The organism is Campylobacter sp. 10_1_50 (assembly GCF_000238755.1).
In the GTDB taxonomy this organism is placed as follows: Bacteria; Campylobacterota; Campylobacteria; order Campylobacterales; family Campylobacteraceae; genus Campylobacter_A; species Campylobacter_A concisus_R.
In genome coordinates this window covers 39,684-57,257 of record NZ_JH414888.1, presented here as the reverse complement: position 1 = coordinate 57,257, position 17,574 = coordinate 39,684, and the positions used below count along the sequence as shown (strand labels likewise).

General features: G+C 37.9%; 15 protein-coding genes and 5 tRNA genes. 19 read left to right on the top strand and 1 reads right to left on the bottom strand.

Going from position 1 to position 17,574, the window contains the following annotated elements; translation table 11 throughout:
* From HMPREF1019_RS04590 to HMPREF1019_RS04575, 4 genes are read left to right on the top strand one after another with little or no spacing between them, the layout of a single operon-like run.
* Complete coding sequence (locus HMPREF1019_RS04590) at nt 1-1,467, top strand: HlyD family type I secretion periplasmic adaptor subunit (protein ID WP_009294533.1); 1,467 nt, start codon at nt 1-3, stop codon at nt 1,465-1,467.
* Nucleotides 1,467-1,964 carry a DUF5416 family protein gene (locus tag HMPREF1019_RS04585; protein WP_009294531.1) on the top strand — a complete coding sequence of 166 codons (498 nt, stop codon included), beginning with the start codon at nt 1,467-1,469 and terminating at the stop codon, nt 1,962-1,964. Before HMPREF1019_RS04590 ends, HMPREF1019_RS04585 begins: the two co-directional genes overlap by 1 nt.
* Nucleotides 1,930-2,616 carry a response regulator transcription factor gene (locus tag HMPREF1019_RS04580; RefSeq protein WP_009294529.1) on the top strand — a complete coding sequence of 229 codons (687 nt, stop codon included), beginning with the start codon at nt 1,930-1,932 and terminating at the stop codon, nt 2,614-2,616. The genes HMPREF1019_RS04585 and HMPREF1019_RS04580 overlap by 35 nt, the downstream gene beginning before the upstream one ends.
* A complete protein-coding gene (locus HMPREF1019_RS04575; RefSeq protein WP_009294528.1) occupies nt 2,609-3,235 on the top strand; it encodes a transglutaminase-like cysteine peptidase in 627 nt (208 codons plus the stop codon). Before HMPREF1019_RS04580 ends, HMPREF1019_RS04575 begins: the two co-directional genes overlap by 8 nt.
* Here the strand turns inward: HMPREF1019_RS04575 and HMPREF1019_RS04570 are convergent.
* Nucleotides 3,232-3,480 (bottom strand): hypothetical protein, encoded by a 249-nt coding sequence (locus tag HMPREF1019_RS04570; protein WP_002941090.1) that lies wholly within the window; start codon nt 3,478-3,480, stop codon nt 3,232-3,234. The genes HMPREF1019_RS04575 and HMPREF1019_RS04570 overlap by 4 nt on opposite strands.
* Before the next feature lie 257 nt (nt 3,481-3,737).
* Here HMPREF1019_RS04570 and HMPREF1019_RS04565 point away from each other — a divergent pair.
* From HMPREF1019_RS04565 to rpoC, 15 genes are all read left to right on the top strand, one after another.
* Nucleotides 3,738-3,813, top strand: a tRNA-Thr gene (locus tag HMPREF1019_RS04565).
* Nucleotides 3,814-3,865: 52 nt separating this feature from the next.
* Nucleotides 3,866-3,950, top strand: a tRNA-Tyr gene (locus HMPREF1019_RS04560).
* 7 nt (nt 3,951-3,957) lie between these two features.
* A tRNA-Gly gene (locus HMPREF1019_RS04555) sits at nt 3,958-4,034 on the top strand.
* Nucleotides 4,035-4,158: 124 nt separating this feature from the next.
* Nucleotides 4,159-4,233: transfer RNA gene (locus HMPREF1019_RS04550), tRNA-Thr, on the top strand.
* Between the two features lie 72 nt (nt 4,234-4,305).
* Nucleotides 4,306-5,505, top strand: a complete 1,200-nt coding sequence (gene tuf / locus HMPREF1019_RS04545; RefSeq protein WP_002941132.1) for an elongation factor Tu — start codon at nt 4,306-4,308, stop codon at nt 5,503-5,505.
* A 53-nt stretch (nt 5,506-5,558) separates the two neighbouring features.
* Nucleotides 5,559-5,717 carry a 50S ribosomal protein L33 gene (gene rpmG / locus HMPREF1019_RS04540; RefSeq protein WP_002941157.1) on the top strand — a complete coding sequence of 53 codons (159 nt, stop codon included), beginning with the start codon at nt 5,559-5,561 and terminating at the stop codon, nt 5,715-5,717.
* Nucleotides 5,718-5,736: 19 nt separating this feature from the next.
* Nucleotides 5,737-5,812: transfer RNA gene (locus HMPREF1019_RS04535), tRNA-Trp, on the top strand.
* Between the two features lie 17 nt (nt 5,813-5,829).
* Nucleotides 5,830-6,009, top strand: a complete 180-nt coding sequence (gene secE / locus HMPREF1019_RS04530) for a preprotein translocase subunit SecE (RefSeq protein WP_002941070.1) — start codon at nt 5,830-5,832, stop codon at nt 6,007-6,009.
* An 11-nt stretch (nt 6,010-6,020) separates the two neighbouring features.
* Nucleotides 6,021-6,554, top strand: coding sequence for a transcription termination/antitermination protein NusG (nusG, locus tag HMPREF1019_RS04525; RefSeq protein ID WP_180385147.1), 534 nt, complete (start codon nt 6,021-6,023; stop codon nt 6,552-6,554).
* Between the two features lie 10 nt (nt 6,555-6,564).
* Nucleotides 6,565-6,990 (top strand): 50S ribosomal protein L11, encoded by a 426-nt coding sequence (gene rplK / locus HMPREF1019_RS04520; protein ID WP_002941145.1) that lies wholly within the window; start codon nt 6,565-6,567, stop codon nt 6,988-6,990.
* Nucleotides 6,991-7,049: 59 nt separating this feature from the next.
* The gene (gene rplA, locus HMPREF1019_RS04515; protein ID WP_009294522.1) at nt 7,050-7,751 is read left to right on the top strand and encodes a 50S ribosomal protein L1; all 702 of its coding nucleotides are present in this window, start codon (nt 7,050-7,052) and stop codon (nt 7,749-7,751) included.
* Nucleotides 7,752-7,854: 103 nt separating this feature from the next.
* The gene (gene rplJ / locus HMPREF1019_RS04510; protein ID WP_009294520.1) at nt 7,855-8,340 is read left to right on the top strand and encodes a 50S ribosomal protein L10; all 486 of its coding nucleotides are present in this window, start codon (nt 7,855-7,857) and stop codon (nt 8,338-8,340) included.
* Nucleotides 8,341-8,368: 28 nt separating this feature from the next.
* Entirely contained in the window at nt 8,369-8,746 is a 378-nt protein-coding gene (gene rplL, locus HMPREF1019_RS04505; RefSeq protein WP_009294518.1) for a 50S ribosomal protein L7/L12, read from the top strand.
* A 118-nt stretch (nt 8,747-8,864) separates the two neighbouring features.
* Nucleotides 8,865-13,010 carry a DNA-directed RNA polymerase subunit beta gene (rpoB, locus tag HMPREF1019_RS04500; RefSeq protein ID WP_009294516.1) on the top strand — a complete coding sequence of 1,382 codons (4,146 nt, stop codon included), beginning with the start codon at nt 8,865-8,867 and terminating at the stop codon, nt 13,008-13,010.
* Nucleotides 12,997-17,511: a DNA-directed RNA polymerase subunit beta' gene (gene rpoC, locus HMPREF1019_RS04495; protein WP_009294514.1), complete on the top strand. Its 4,515-nt coding sequence runs from the start codon at nt 12,997-12,999 to the stop codon at nt 17,509-17,511. The genes rpoB and rpoC overlap by 14 nt, the downstream gene beginning before the upstream one ends.
* Nucleotides 17,512-17,574: the final 63 nt, after the last annotated feature.

Genomic DNA, 17,574 nt, shown 5'->3' with positions numbered 1-17,574 from the left:
ATGCAAGAAGATATAAAAAATCAACAAAATGAAAATTTAAAGCCAGACGAAAAGCCAGTTCAAAAAAGCGACATAAAAGATCAAGAGAGCGCTGGAGATCAAATTTTAAATAGCGTAGATGGCATCAAGTCAAACATCCAGGCTAAAAACTACGATGCTTATGACTTGAAATTTATGTCAAGCCTCTCAGAAGCAGTTTTGGCAAAAGCTCCATCAACCTCAAAAAAGATACTTTATGCAGTTAGTATAACTGTATTTTGGCTACTTCTTTGGGCTTCGTGGGCACAGATAGATGAGATAACAAGAGGTAGCGGCAAGATCATCCCATCAGGCAAAAATCAAGCGATACAAAACCTTGAAGGTGGTATCGTGGATCAAATTTTTGTAAAAGAGGGCGATGAGGTTAAAAAAGATCAGATTTTAATCAGACTTGATAATAAAAACTTTACAAGTAGCTACGGCGAGTCAAAGCTAAGACTTGATGAGCTTCAGGCTAAATTTATGAGGCTTGATGCTGAAGCTAATGATAAAGAATTTGACTATAACGAAACAAGAGATGCGAACAATAGCAAGGCTGTAAGATACGAGATAAGCTTGCATAACTCAAACATTGATCACTTAAATGAGCAAATAGGAATTCTAACAGAACAGATCCATCAACGCCAAAGTGAGCTAAATGAGCTTAGAAACAAAATTTCTCAAACTCAAAATAGCTATAACCTTGTTTTAAAAGAAAAAGCGATCATGGAGCCTATATTTAAAAAAGGTCTTGTTAGCGAGGTTGAGTATATCCAGCTTCAAAGACGTGTAAATGACCTAAAGGGCGAGCTTGACGCATCTGTGCTTGCTGTACCAAGGGTCGAATCAACCATAAAAGAGGCAAAAAATAAGATAGAAGAGGCAAAGCTGGCATTTAAAAACAATGCAAAAAAAGAGCTAAACGAAGTCTCTGCTGAGATCGCAAGGATAAACGAGTCGCAAATCAGCCTAAGTGATAGAGTTGAAAGAACTTATGTGAGATCTCCTGTAAATGGCATCGTTAGTAAGATGATGGTGCATACCGTCTCAGGCGTTATCAAACCTGGTGAAAACATAGCTGAGATCGTCCCACTAGAAGATAAACTCATCGCTGAGGTAAAGGTTAAGCCAGCCGACGTTGCGTTCTTAAGACCTGGACTTGATACGATGGTTAAATTTACGGCGTATGATTTTAGTATTTATGGCGGCTTAAAAGGTAAAGTAACGCAGATCAGTGCCGATACTGAGACAAATGAAAAGACAGGTGAGAGCTACTATTTAGTCAGGATAGAAACTGAGAAAAACTATCTTGGAACAGAAAAAAAGCCACTTAGGATCAAGGTTGGCATGATAGTTTCAGCTGATATCATCACTGGTAAAAAGACGATACTTGACTATCTGCTAAAACCTATCTTAAAAGCAAAACAAAACGCTTTAACGGAGCGATAATGCAAAAGTCAGCTAGCTTTGAGCGAAATTTTAGCGAATATCAAATTTCAAGAGCGAAGTTGGCTGATGAATTTGTCATTTTAAATGATGGCAAAATATGCGATCTAATCGGAAGAGAGGTAGTTAAATTTCTCTTTAAAGACTGTGAAAAAAACTTTGATGAGATGATAAATTTAAAAAAAGAAGAGCATATCAACTTAGCTGGGCTAAAGATAGAAGATGAGCTAGTAAGCAGCATTAAAATATCAATTAGTGGCTATGATGAAAGCAGCGATAGCTTGGACTTTGATCTAAATTTACTATCTCTTAGTGTGCCATATAGATATGCCATATCAAATGGTTGTTTTGAGATGAGTATCTTTTTAAAAGAGAGAAAAGAAGTGGTTGAGAAATTTTTATCCACTTTTAGTTATAAATTTGAGGCAAATAGTGGCAAGGAGCGCCACGTGATAGTATTCATAAATGAGTCAAAAATTTACGAGCAAACCTATATGTGATATAAGGAAATATGGTTATGAATGTGGTTTTTTTACTCAAAATGGTTCGCTTAATAATCTTTGGCGAGGGTATTTTTCAGATGAAGATGTAAAATTTACTCACAACAAAAAGGATTTTTTTGTAAATTTAAACGACGAGGTTGATATCGCCGGTATCGATACAAACGCTTTTAAAGATAGCCTTGATGAAAATATAAAAACCATTCATGAAAGTTTTCCAAATATAAAATGTCTAATCCTTGCAAACGAACCAAAATTTAGTGAAGGCAAACATCTACTGGCTCTTGGTGTCAAAGGATATGCAAACTCACACATGAGAAAAACACACTTTGAAGATGCCTTTGAGACGATTTTAAATGGCAAAGTTTGGCTTTATCCAGAATTTATCCAAGCGATGATCGGAGAGCTAACTGGCTCATATATAAATAATGAAAGTGAGACTTTAGAGAAAAAGTCCGATCTAAGCGAGCTTAGCTCACGTGAAAAAGAGATCGCAAACTTAATATATCAAGGTCTAACAAACAATGAAATTTCAGAGCAAACAGGCATTACTTTAAGGACGGTAAAGGCGCACACTACGTCGATTTACAGCAAGCTAAATGTGAAAGATAGAATAGGTCTTGTGCTTTTGATGAAGCAGCTGCATGCGTAAAATTTTGCTTCTTTTCTTTTTTGTCTCTTCACTTTTTGCAAATAATTTTGAAATTTCTCCAAAAAATATATCTCAGTGTAAAAATCAAATTTGCAAAAATATCCTAAATCACTATGCAAATTTTATGAAAAAAATAGAACACGAAAGCTTTATAAGAAAGCTAGAACTCATAAATTCATACTTAAATTCCTTAATGCCAAGATATGATGATTTTTACAATACAAATGTCGATGTGTGGAGCACTAGGAGCGAGTTTTTAAGGCGAGGTGGCGGAGACTGCGAGGAGTACGCGATATCAAAGCGTGATAGCCTAAAAGATCTTGGTGTAGATAATCAAAAATGTCTTCTAGTCGTTCAGGAAAAAAATACGAAAAAATATCATATGGTGCTAGCTGTTTGGGAAAATTTACACAAAGAGCCTTTGATACTAGATAATTTAAGCTTTAGAGTTTTGCCACTTTCGAAGCGTTATGACCTTGTGCCAGAGTATTGCTTGATGGATGGAAAATATTTTAAGATAAAAAAAGATGGCATAAATTTAGAGCCAGTAAATATAAGAATGCAAACTTACGAAAATTTGATAAAAAAAGAAAAAGAAGAGAAATTTTGGAAGAATTAATCTTCCAAGTCGATGTCTATTTTTTCAACATTTGTTGTAATATCTTTGGTGTTTTTCTCAATGTTGTGCTTATTTTTCTCGATTAGTGATCTGTTTTGACCTATGAGGTCTCTATTTTCTTTGATGCCATCACTGTTTTGTTCAATCATTTTACTTAATGTTGCTATCTTTTTTTCATAGCGGATCATTAAGAAGTAGATCACGTAAATTAGCAGTAAAATTACCGCCCAAGGTAAAAATTGCATATTAAATCCTTTGTAATTTTTCGTAATTATAGAAATTTTAGCTTTTAAAAAAAATAAAACTATGAAAATATGAAATTTTATATATGTAAAATTTATCTTTGTTTTTTTGTAAAAGCGGATTAGTCTAGCGGGTGTTTTTGAAATTTTTTATAAATTCTATAGATTTTTTATTGCAAAAAAATTAGATAAAATATTTTTCAAAATCTCCTTGACTTTTATTTTATTTTGGGCTATAATTGCGACTTCACAAAACAGGTGCTGGTGTAGCTCAGTTGGTAGAGCTACTGCCTTGTAAGCAGTGGGTCGGCGGTTCAAGTCCGTTCACCAGCTCCATTTTGTAACAGTGTTTGACCAGAAAATACCAAAATAACTTATTAATGTTTAAGGTGAGATACTCAAGCGGCCAACGAGGGCAGACTGTAAATCTGCTGACTATGTCTTCCGTGGTTCGAATCCACGTCTCACCACCATTGTTATGCGGGAGTAGCTCAGTTGGCTAGAGCATCAGCCTTCCAAGCTGAGGGTCGCGGGTTCGAGCCCCGTTTCCCGCTCCAAAATTTGGGAAAGTAAACTGGGAGCTGTATCTAGATTTTACTAAACACAGTTATTCCATCTTTATTTTCATGAATTTTTAGTTGTTTGTATGTTGATTAAAATCATCTCAGCCAAGCGTTTTTCGCTCATATGGCTCAGAGGTAGAGCACTTCCTTGGTAAGGAAGAGGTCGCGGGTTCAAGTCCCGCTATGAGCTCCACTGGTTTATATGATTTTATATTACTATACGAATTTGAATTAGATAAAGACACATATCATAACGGAGGAAAAGATGGCTAAAGAAAAATTTTCACGCAACAAGCCACACGTAAACATAGGCACTATCGGTCACGTTGACCATGGTAAAACTACTTTAACAGCTGCAATATCTGCTGTTCTTTCACGCAAAGGTCTTGCTGAGCTAAAAGATTATGATAATATTGATAATGCTCCAGAAGAGAAAGAGCGTGGTATTACAATTGCTACTTCACACATTGAGTATGAGACAGAAAAACGTCACTATGCTCACGTTGACTGCCCAGGCCACGCCGACTATGTAAAAAACATGATTACAGGTGCTGCTCAAATGGACGGTGCTATTCTAGTTGTTTCTGCAGCAGACGGCCCAATGCCACAAACAAGAGAGCACATCTTGCTATCTCGTCAAGTTGGTGTTCCTTATATCGTTGTTTTCATGAACAAAGCAGATATGGTTGATGACGCTGAGTTACTTGAACTAGTTGAAATGGAAATTCGCGAACTGCTTAACGAATACAACTTCCCAGGTGATGATACTCCAATAGTTTCTGGTTCAGCACTTAAAGCTCTTGAAGAGGCAAAAGCTGGACAAGATGGCGAATGGTCAGCAAAAATTATGGAACTAATGGATGCGGTTGATAGCTATATCCCAACTCCAGTTCGTGCTACGGACAAAGATCTTCTTATGCCAATCGAAGATGTTTTCTCAATTTCAGGTCGTGGTACAGTTGTAACAGGTAGAATTGAGAAAGGTGTTGTTAAAGTTGGCGACACAATAGAAATCGTTGGTATCAAACCTACACAAACAACAACAGTTACTGGTGTTGAGATGTTTAGAAAAGAGATGGATCAAGGTGAAGCTGGCGATAACGTTGGTGTTCTTCTTCGTGGTACTAAAAAAGAAGACGTTGAACGTGGTATGGTTCTTTGCAAACCTAAATCAATTACTCCTCACACAAAATTTGAGGGTGAGGTTTATATTCTGACTAAAGAAGAGGGCGGTCGCCACACTCCTTTCTTTAATAACTATAGACCACAATTCTACGTAAGAACAACTGACGTTACTGGTTCTATTACATTACCAGAAGGCACAGAGATGGTTATGCCAGGTGATAACGTAAGAATTTCTGTTGAGCTTATCGCTCCAGTTGCACTTGAAGAAGGTACTCGTTTTGCTATCCGTGAAGGTGGTAGAACTGTTGGTTCAGGTGTTGTTTCAAAAATACTTGGTTAATTTATAAAATTATGCCAAAGGGGAAACCCTTTGGCTTTCTATAAGGAATATATATGAGAATTAAAATCGGTTTAAAATGCTCTGAGTGTGGTGATATCAATTATACTACTACAAAAAACAGCAAAACCACTACAGATAAGGTTGAGCTCAAAAAATATTGCCCAAGATTAAAAAAACATACTGTTCATAAAGAAGTTAAGTTAAAAAGCTAATTAAGAATAAGTAGCTATTAGGGCAATAGCTCCAACGGTAGAGCGCTGGATTCCAAATCCAATGGTTGGGGGTTCGAATCCCTCTTGCCCTGCCACAATTAAGGTTAAGATTATGGAAAAATTTATAAATTATATAAAGCTATCTAAATTGGAAATAATGAAAGTTATCTTTCCTACTAAAGAACAAATTAGAAATGCTTTTATTGCAGTTTTTATCGTGGTCGCTGTTGTTTCACTTTTTTTAGCTCTTGTTGATGTTATTATGTCCTTTGTTCTTTCTAAAGTTATATAGGATAAGGAAAAATAATGTCACATAAATGGTATGCTATACAAACTTACGCTGGTAGCGAAATGGCAGTAAAAAGAGGAATTGAAAATTTAGTTAGAGATCACGGTATTGAAGATCAACTAAAAGAAGTTATAGTTCCTACAGAAGACGTAATAGAGATAAAAAACGGTAAGCAAAAAATTAATGAAAGAACTCTTTATCCTGGATATGCTTTTGCATGTTTAGATCTTGATACGGCTCTTTGGCATAAGATTCAGTCTTTGCCAAAGGTTGGACGTTTTATCGGTGAAGCAAAAAAGCCTACACCATTGACTGAAAAAGATATAAATACTATCTTGGAGAAAGTTCAAAAAAGAGCGGCACCAAAACCTAAAATATTTTTTGAGGATGGTGAAAGCGTTCGCATAACAGAAGGTCCTTTTGCTAACTTTACAGGTATCGTTGAAGAATACGATATGATACATGGCAAGCTTAGACTCAATGTTTCTATTTTTGGTAGAAGTACCCCTGTTGATATTTTGTATTCACAAGTTGAGAAGATAATTTAAGGAGCAAGAAATGGCTAAAAAAGTTATAGGTGAAATAAAATTACAAATTGCCGCAACAAAAGCAAATCCTAGCCCGCCAGTTGGTCCAGCATTAGGACAAAAAGGCGTTAATATTATGGAATTTTGTAAAGCCTTTAATGAAAAAACAAAAGATATGGTTGGATTTAATATCCCAGTTGTTATAACAGTTTATGCTGATAAAAGTTTTACATTTATCACAAAGCAACCACCTGCTACAGACCTTATTAAAAAGGCTGCGGGTATAACAAAAGGAACAGATAATCCTTTAAAAAATAAGGTAGGTAAATTGACAAAAGCTCAAGTTTTAGAAATTGTTGAGAAAAAACTTGTTGATTTAAATACAAATGATAAAGAGCAAGCAGCTAAGATTATCGCTGGTTCAGCTCGTTCAATGGGTGTCGAAGTAGTAGACTAAAACCTTTACCGTCAGGTTGATTTTCAAAAGACGGAAGCAATTTATATGCGGAGAAATTTATGGGAAAAACTAGTAAGAGATTTCAAGAATTGCTCAAAAAAGTAGAGCAAGATAAAATTTATAACCTTAGCGAGGCTATCGATACAGTTAAAACTCTAGCTTCTGCTAAATTTAATGAGACAGTTGAGATTGCGTTAAAATTAAACGTTGATCCAAGACATGCTGATCAAATGGTTCGTGGTTCAGTTGTTTTACCAGCTGGCACAGGTAAAGTTGTAAGAGTTGCTGTTATAGCAAAAGATGCTAAAGCTGATGAGGCAAAAGCTGCTGGTGCTGATATAGTTGGTGCTGATGATCTGGTTGAGGATATTCAAAAAGGTATAATGAACTTTGATGTTCTTATAGCTACTCCAAATTTAATGGGTCTTGTAGGTAAAGTTGGTAGAATTTTAGGACCTAAAGGTTTAATGCCAAATCCAAAAACTGGAACAGTTACAATGGATGTTGCACAAGCTGTTAATAATGCAAAAAGTGGTCAGGTAAATTTCCGTGTTGATAAGCAAGGAAATATACATGCAGGTCTTGGTAAGGTTAATTTTACTAAAGAGCAATTAAATGAAAATATTTCAACATTTATTAAAGCTATTAATAAACATAAACCTGCGACTGCAAAAGGTAGATATGTAAAAAATGCTTCATTGTCTTTAACGATGAGTCCTTCTGTAACTCTTGATGCTCAAGAAGTTATGGATTTAAAATAAGAATTTAGAGAAATTTATATCTTAGATTGGAGATAGCCGAGGCCATTGGGCTTAATTGATTCGACCCGCTCTGCTTGAAATTACCGGTCGGAAAGGAGAAAAAGTGACACGTAACGAAAAAACTGAAGTTGTTGCAAAATTAGAGAGTGAATTTAAAACTGCTGAAGCTATTGTAGTTTGTGACTATCGTGGTCTTTCAGTTAAAAAACTTGAAGTTTTAAGAAATTCTGCAAAAGAACAAAATGTAAAAGTTCAAGTTATTAAAAATACTCTTGCAAATATTGCTCTTAAAAATTCTGATAAAGTCGGAATGGAACTCAAAGATACAAATATCTATCTTTGGAGCGAAGATCAATTAGCAGTAACTAAAGTAGCCGCAAAATTTGAAGAGTCAAATTCTGATCTTTTTAAAATTAAAACAGCTTATATTGATGGTGAAGTTGCAAGCGTTGATAAAGTTAAAGCTCTATCTAAAATGCCTAGTCGTGATGAGCTTATTGCGATGCTTTTGCAAGTTTGGAATGCGCCAATTCAAAATTTCACAATTGGTTTGAATGCGCTTAAAGAGAAAAAAGAACAATCAGCTTAATTAAATTAAATAATAATAAGGATTAAAAATGGCAATTACAAAAGAAGACGTATTAGAGTTTATATCTAATCTTTCTGTACTTGAACTTAGCGAACTTGTAAAAGAGTTTGAAGAGAAATTTGGTGTTAGCGCAGCTCCTGTAATGGTAGCTGGTGGTGCAGCTGCTGCTGGTGGTGCAGCTGCTGCTGAAGAAAAAACAGAATTTAACATCGTTCTTGTTGATTCTGGTGATAAGAAAATCAACGTTATTAAGGTTGTTAGAGCACTTACAGGTCTTGGTCTTAAAGAGGCTAAAGACGCAGTTGAAGGAACTCCATCTGTTCTTAAAGAAGGCGTTAGCAAAGACGAAGCTGAAGCAGCTAAAAAAGAGCTTGAAGAGGCTGGTGCTAAGGTTGAACTTAAATAATTTTTTATTATTTAGGCTTAATATTTCAAGAGAGAGCAGAGGCTCTCTCTTTTTTAAATTTTAGATGCCTTGTTAAAAGGCTATACTTTTCTTTCAAAATTACCACGAGGTAGATGCAATGTTAAATAGCTTATACTCAGGAAATCGTCTTAGAGTTGACTTCTCTAATGTCGTTAAAGAGATAGACGTTCCGAACCTACTACAACTACAAAAAAAGAGCTTTGATAATTTTTTAAATCTAAATAACAATCAGACAGAAAGCGGTATCGAAAAAGTTTTTAAGTCGATTTTCCCTATACATGATCCGCAAAATCGTTTGACTTTAGAATATGTTAGCTCAGAGATTGGAAAACCAAAATATACAATCAGAGAGTGCATAGAAAGAGGTCTTACATACTCTGTAAATTTAAAAATGAAAATACGCCTTATTGTCCATGAAAAAGATGATAAGACTGGTGATAAAGTTGGCGTTAAAGATATAAAAGAGCAAGAAATTTTTATACGTGAAATTCCGTTGATGACAGATAGAATTTCATTTATTATAAATGGTGTTGAGCGTGTTGTTGTAAATCAACTCCATAGAAGCCCTGGCGTTATCTTCAAACAAGAAGAGAGTGCGACTGTTGCAAACAAACTTATCTATACAGCTCAAATAATCCCAGATCGCGGATCTTGGTTACACTTTGAATATGATACAAAAGATATTTTATATGTTAGGATAAATAAGCGCAGAAAAGTGCCTGTAACTATCTTGTTTAGGGCATTAGGATATAAAAAACAAGACATTATTAAGCTATTTTATCCGATACAAAATTTAGTTATTAAAAATAATAAGTTTTTAACTCTTTTCAATCCAGAGGATTACCTAGGAAGAGTTGAGTATGATATAAAAAATGAAGAGGGTGATGTTCTTCACCAAGCTGGCAAACGCCTAACAAAGAAAAAAGCTGATAAATTAATCGAAGATGGCGTTAAATTTGTCGAGTATCCGATCGAAGCACTTATAGGTAGATATTTGGCAAACCCTGTGATAAACACAGAAAGCGGCGAAATTTTATATGACACACTATCTGCTCTTGATGAGAATAAACTTGCAAAAATTTTAGCTGAGCATGAAAGTATCGAGATCATAAACAACTCCGCAGCTGGTGTTGACGACGCTATCATAAATTCATTTATAGCTGACAATGACATGCTTAAAGTTTTAAAACAAACCGAGGGCGTTGATGATGAAAATGACCTTGCTGCGATTAGAATTTACAAGGTCATGAGACCTGGCGAGCCAGTAGTTAAAGAGGCTGCAAAAAGCTTTGTAAATGATATATTGTTTAACCCTGAAAGATATGACTTAACAAAAGTTGGTCGTATGAAGATGAACCACAAGCTTTCGCTTGATGTGCCAGAGTATGTTACCTTACTAACTAGTGAAGATATCATCAAAACTGCAAAATATCTTATAAAAGTTAAAAACGGACAAGGTCACATTGACGACCGCGACCACCTTGGTAACCGCCGTATAAGATCGATCGGCGAGCTACTTGCTAGTGAGCTTCATCTTGGTTTTGTTAAAATGCAAAAGGCTATCCGTGATAAATTTACAAGTCTAAGCAATAATACTGACGAGATCATGCCTTATGATCTTATCAACCCAAAAATGATCACAGCAACAATCATGGAATTTTTCACAGGCGGTCAGTTAAGCCAGTTTATGGATCAGACAAACCCGCTTAGTGAGGTTACACACAAGCGCCGTCTATCTGCGCTTGGTGAGGGCGGCTTAGTAAAAGAGCGTGCTGGATTTGAGGTGCGTGACGTTCACCCAACTCATTACGGCAGAATTTGTCCGGTTGAGACTCCAGAAGGTCAAAATATCGGTCTTATAAACACTCTTTCAACTTATGCAAAAGTAAATGACCTTGGCTTTGTTGAGGCGCCTTATAAAAAGGTTGTCGATGGTAAAGTGACTGATGAGATAGTCTATCTAACAGCGACACAAGAAGAGGGCAATGTTATCGCTCCAGCATCAACTAAGCTTGATGAAAATGGACATATTGTTGAGGATTTGATCGAGGTTAGAAAAGAGGGCGAGATGATGCTTGCTCGTAGAGAAGATGTTACCTTGATCGACCTTTGCTCTGGTATGATAGCTGGTGTTGCAGCTTCGCTTATCCCATTCCTAGAGCACGATGACGCCAACCGTGCGCTTATGGGCTCAAACATGCAGCGTCAAGCAGTGCCGCTACTTCGTTCAACTGCTCCTATCGTTGGAACAGGTATGGAGAGTGTTATCGCAAGAGATGCTTGGGAGAGCGTAAAAGCAAAACGAGGTGGCGTGGTTGAAAAGGTTGATAATAAAAACATCTTTATCCTTGGTGAAGATGAAGCTGGTCCATATATCGATCACTACTCTTTAGAGAAAAATTTAAGAACAAACCAAAATACGACATTTTCACAACATCCGATCGTTAAAAAAGGCGACGAGATCGAGACTAATCAAATCATAGCTGATGGTCCAAGTATGGAAAAAGGCGAGCTAGCTATCGGTAAAAACGCACTAATCGCATTTATGCCTTGGAATGGCTATAACTATGAGGACGCGATCGTTATTAGTGAAAAAATGATACGTGAAGATGCCTTTACGAGCGTTCATATCTATGAAAAAGAGATCGAGGCTCGTGAGCTAAAAGACGGTGTTGAAGAGATAACAAAAGATATACCAAACGTCAAAGAAGAGGAGCTTATGCACCTTGATGAAAGTGGTATCGTTAAAATTGGTACAGAGATCAAGCCTGGCATGATCCTTGTTGGTAAAGTATCTCCAAAAGGCGAAGTTAAACCAACCCCAGAAGAGAGACTTTTGCGTGCGATCTTTGGCGAAAAAGCAGGCCATGTTGTAAATAAATCGCTCTATGCTTCAGCTTCAATGGAAGGCGTTGTTGTTGATGTTAAAATTTTCACTAAAAAAGGCTATGAGAAAGATAGTAGAACAAACAAGGCTTATGAAGAAGAGAAGACACTTTTAGAAAAAGAGCACCACGATAGACTGCTTATGCTAGACCGCGAAGAGATGCTAAAAGTTACAGCGCTTCTTTCTAAAAACCCACTAGCGAGTGATCAAGAGGTAAATAAAAAAGAGTATAAAAAAGGCTCAAAGATCAATAAAGCTGACTTTGAGAATATCAATAGATTTACTCTAAATGCTATCGTAAAGAGCTTTTCAAAAGATATCCAAAAGAAATATGACGAGCTAAAAAATTACTTCCAAAATGAGAAGAAAAAGCTCAAAGAAGAGCACGACGCTAAGATAGAAATTTTAGAAAAAGATGACATTTTGCCAAGCGGCGTTGTAAAACTTGTAAAAGTTTATATAGCTACAAAACGCAAACTAAAAGTTGGCGATAAGATGGCTGGACGTCACGGTAACAAAGGTATCGTTTCAAATATAGTTAGAGAAGTCGATATGCCGTATCTTCCAAGTGGTCAGATCGTTGATATCGTGCTAAACCCACTAGGCGTTCCAAGCCGTATGAACATCGGTCAAATTTTAGAGAGCCACCTTGGTCTTGTTGGTTACCGCTTAGGCGAGCAGATCAATGAAATTTTTGAGACCAAAAAAGGCGAGTGGATAAAAGAGCTAAGAGCTAAGATGATAGAGATTGCAAGCGTTGCTAAGCTAATGGACGCTAAAAAAGCTCTTGGCAAGATGAGTGATGAGAAGCTTCTCGAGTATGCAAAAGATTGGAGCAATGGCGTAAGATTTGCAACTCCGATTTTTGAAGGCGTTAAAGCTGACGAATTTGCAAAATTATTTGAGATGGCAAAGATAGATAGCGATGGTAAAACTGAGCTATATGATGGACGCACAGGTTCAAAGATAAGAGAACGCGTTAATGTTGGTTGTATGTATATGCTAAAACTTCACCACTTGGTTGATGAAAAAGTTCACGCAAGAAGTACTGGACCATACAGCCTTGTTACACAACAACCTGTCGGCGGTAAGGCGCTATTTGGCGGTCAAAGGTTTGGTGAGATGGAGGTTTGGGCACTTGAGGCTTATGGTGCTGCTCATACACTAAGAGAGATGCTAACTGTAAAATCAGACGATGTTGAGGGAAGACTCTCTGCTTATAAAGCTTTAACAAGAGGTGAAAACGTTCCTGAGACTGGTATCCCTGAGACGTTCTTTGTTCTAACAAACGAGCTAAAATCACTAGCTCTTGATGTGGAAGTATATGATGAGGATGAGACAAATGAAACTAACTAATTTAAAACCAGTTGAGATAAAAGAAGAGCATAGACCTCGTGATTTTGAAGCTTTTCAACTTCGTTTAGCAAGTCCTGAGAAGATAAAATCTTGGAGCTATGGCGAGGTTAAAAAACCAGAAACTATCAACTACCGCACGCTAAAACCTGAGCGTGACGGCTTGTTTTGTGCCAAAATTTTTGGACCGATCCGCGACTACGAGTGCCTTTGCGGTAAATATAAAAAGATGCGCTACAAAGGTATCAAGTGCGAAAAGTGCGGCGTTGAAGTAACAACATCTAAAGTTCGTCGCTCTCGCATGGGTCACATAGAGCTTGTAACTCCAGTGGCTCATATCTGGTATGTAAATTTCTTACCAAGTCGCATTGGTGCACTTCTTGGTATCAAGATGAAAGATCTTGAACGCGTACTTTATTATGAGGCATACATTGTTGATAATGCTGGCGAGGCTTATTATGACAATGAAAATTCTAAAAAAGTTGAAAAATATGACGTTTTAAACGAAGAGCAATATCAAAGCCTGGCTTCAAGATATGAAGAGACTGGCTTTAGTGCTAGAATGGGTGGCGAGGTCATCTATGATATGCTAGCTGAGCTTGACCTAACTCAAATTTTAAATCAGCTACAAGAAGAGATGGAGGCTACAAATTCTGAGGCCAAGAAAAAAACTATCGTAAAACGTCTAAAGGTTATCGAGAGCTTTTTAAATTCAGGCAACCGCCCAGAGTGGATGATGATAACAAATTTACCAGTTCTTCCGCCTGATCTTAGACCTCTTGTTAATCTTGATGGTGGTAAATTTGCTGTTTCGGACGTAAATGATCTATATCGCCGTGTAATAAATAGAAATAGCCGTCTAAAACGCCTAATTGAGCTTGACGCACCTGAGATCATTATCAGAAACGAAAAGAGAATGCTTCAAGAGGCTGTTGATGCGCTATTTGACAATGGCCGCAGAGCAAATGCGGTAAAAGGTGCAAATAAACGCCCACTAAAATCACTAAGTGAGATCATCAAAGGTAAGCAAGGCCGCTTCCGTCAGAATTTGCTAGGCAAGCGTGTTGATTTTTCTGGACGTTCTGTTATCGTCGTTGGTCCAAAGCTAAAGATGGATCAGTGCGGTCTTCCAAAGAAGATGGCTTTAGAGCTATTTAAGCCACATTTGCTTGCTCGCCTTGAAGAAAAAGGCTATGCGACAACCGTTAAGCAAGCTAAAAAAATGATAGAAGATAAGACAAATGAGGTTTGGGAGTGCCTAGAAGAGGTCGTTAAAGACTATCCGGTCATGCTAAACCGTGCTCCGACACTTCACAAGCTCTCTATCCAGGCGTTTCATCCAGTTCTTGTTGAGGGTAAGGCGATCCAGCTTCACCCACTAGTTTGTGCAGCATTCAACGCGGACTTCGACGGTGACCAAATGGCTGTTCACGTGCCACTATCGCAGGAAGCTATCGCTGAGTGCAAAATTTTGATGCTTAGCTCAATGAATATCTTGCTTCCTGCAAGCGGTAAGGCTATCACAGTCCCTTCACAAGATATGGTTTTAGGAATTTATTACCTAAGCCTAGAGAGAAATGACGAAAAAGGTGCAAATAAAATTTTCTCAAGCGTCGATGAAGTAATGATCGCTGAAGAGGCTAACACTCTTGGCCTTCACGCTAAAATCAAAACAATGGTTGATAATAAGATCATCTTCACAACGGCTGGTCGCTTGATATTAAGAGCTATACTTCCTGATTTTGTCCCTGAAAATATGTGGAATAAGATCATGAAGAAAAAAGACATTGCAAATTTGGTTGATTATGTTTATAGAAATGGCGGCCTTGAAGTAACGGCTGACTTCCTTGATAAGCTTAAAAATTTAGGCTTTAGGTATGCTACGAAAGCGGGAATTTCTATCTCTATCGCAGACATCATCGTGCCAGATAGCAAGCAAAAGTATATCGACGAAGCTAAGAAAAAAGTTCGTGAAATTCAAAAGCAATATGGCGCTGGTCTTTTAACAGATAGTGAGAGATACAACAAGATCATTGATATCTGGACAGATACAAATAATAGCGTTGCAAGCGAGATGATGAAGCTTATCCAAAGCGATAAGGGCGGATTTAACTCAATTTATATGATGGCTGACTCAGGTGCGAGAGGTAGTGCTGCGCAAATTCGCCAGCTAGCCGGCATGCGTGGTCTTATGGCAAAACCTGACGGCTCGATCATCGAAACACCGATCATTTCAAACTTCCGTGAAGGTCTAAACATAATGGAGTACTTCAACTCTACCCACGGAGCTAGAAAGGGTCTTGCGGATACCGCGCTAAAAACTGCCAACGCTGGTTACCTAACAAGAAAGCTAATCGACGTTGCTCAAAACGTTAAAGTCACAATGCACGACTGCGGTACGCACGAGGGCGTTGAGATCACAGATATCACAGAGAGCGGCGAGCTAATAGAGAGCCTTGAAGAGAGAGTCTTGGGCCGTGTTTTAGCAGATGATGTGATCGATCCTATAACAAATGAAATTTTATTTAGCGAAGGCACATTGCTTGATGAGGAGAAAGCTAAGGCAATAACAGAAGCTGGCATAAAATCAGTAAGCATTAGAACACCTATCACGTGCAAGGCACCAAAAGGCGTTTGCGCAAAATGTTATGGCTTAAATTTGGGTGAGGGCAAACTTGTAAAACCAGGCGAGGCTGTCGGTATCATCTCAGCTCAATCAATTGGTGAGCCAGGTACTCAGCTAACGCTAAGAACGTTCCACATCGGTGGTACGGCTTCTACTGAACAACAAGACCGCCAAGTCATCGCTCAAAAAGAGGGCTTTATTAGATATTACAACCTTAGCACATACGAGAACAACGGCAAGAAAATCGTTGCAAACAGAAGAAGTGCTGCTGTACTACTTGTTGAGCCAAAGATAAAATCAACAATCGATGGTAAAATCGAGATCGAATATGCCCACGAAGATGTAAATATCGTTATCAAAGGCAAAAAAGAAGAGATCAAATATACCATCAGAAGAAACGATCTTGCTAAGCCAAACGAACTAGCTGGCGTTAGCGGCAAGATCGAAGGCAAGATGTATATCCCTTACGTAAATGGCGACAAAGTAAAAGAGAACGAGAGTATCGTCGAGATCATAAAAGAGGGCTGGAACGTTCCAAATCGTATCCCTTATGCCAGTGAGCTTAAAATTTCAGACGGCGATCCAGTAACTAGAAAGATCACAGCAGATGCAAATGGTGTGGTTAAATTTTTCATACTAAAAGGTGACTTCCTTGATAGGCTAAAAGATATCAAAAAAGGTCACAAAGTAACTGAAAAAGGCTTCTTTGTTGTCGTTTCTGACAAGGATGGACGCGAGGCAGTTCGCCATTATATCCCAAGAAATTCTATCATTCAAGTATCAGACAATGATGCGGTAGAAAGAGCGACAGTGGTCTCACTACCTGAAAAAGATGACAAGCTAATAATCGCTGAGTGGGATCCATACTCAACTCCAACTATCGCAGAAGAGGCTGGCGCGGTTAGCTTTGAAGATGTCGAGCCAGGATATAGTGCGACTGAGCAAGCTGATGAGGCAACTGGTCAAAGACGTCTTGTCATCAACGAATATTTGCCAAGTGGCGTAAAACCAGCGATCATTATCACTACAAAGAGCGGACATTTGATCAAGTATCCGCTTGATCCAAAAACTGCGATCTTTGTTTCAAGTGGCGATGAAGTAGCTCAAGCTGACATTTTGGCTAAGACTCCAAAAGCTGTTGCTAAGTCAAAAGATATCACCGGTGGTCTTCCAAGAGTTAGTGAGCTATTTGAGGCAAGACGCCCTAAAAATACAGCTATCGTTGCTGAGATCGACGGCGTTGTTAGATTTGACAAGCCACTTCGCTCAAAAGAGCGCATCATCATCCAAGCAGAAGATGGCACGACAGCTGAGTATTTGATAGAAAAGAGCCGCCAGATCCAAGTAAGAGACGGCGAATTTGTCCACGCTGGTGAAAAACTAACAGACGGACTTATCTCAAGTCACGATATCTTAAGAATTCTTGGCGAAAAGGCACTTCACTACTATTTGATCAGTGAAATTCAGCAAGTTTATCGCCGTCAAGGTGTTGCGATCGCTGATAAGCACATCGAGATCATCGTCTCTCAAATGCTTCGCCAAGTCAAAATCGTCGATAGCGGAAATACAAATTTCATCGTTGGCGACATGGTTTCAAGAAATAAATTTAAAGAAGAGAACGAGCGCATTATGAAAATGGGTGGCGAGCCAGCTATCGCTGAGCCGATCCTTCTTGGTGTTACAAGAGCGGCTATCGGAAGCGATAGTGTGATCTCTGCTGCGTCATTCCAAGAGACAACTAAGGTCTTAACAGAAGCGTCAATCGCTGCTAAATTTGACTATCTTGAAGATCTAAAAGAGAACGTCATCCTTGGACGTATGATCCCAGTTGGTACTGGTTTTTATAAAGATAAAAAGATAAAGATCAAAGAAAACTAATATATTAAGCCCCATCTCTGGGGCTTAATCCTCTCATAAATTTACCCACTTAAATTTACAAAA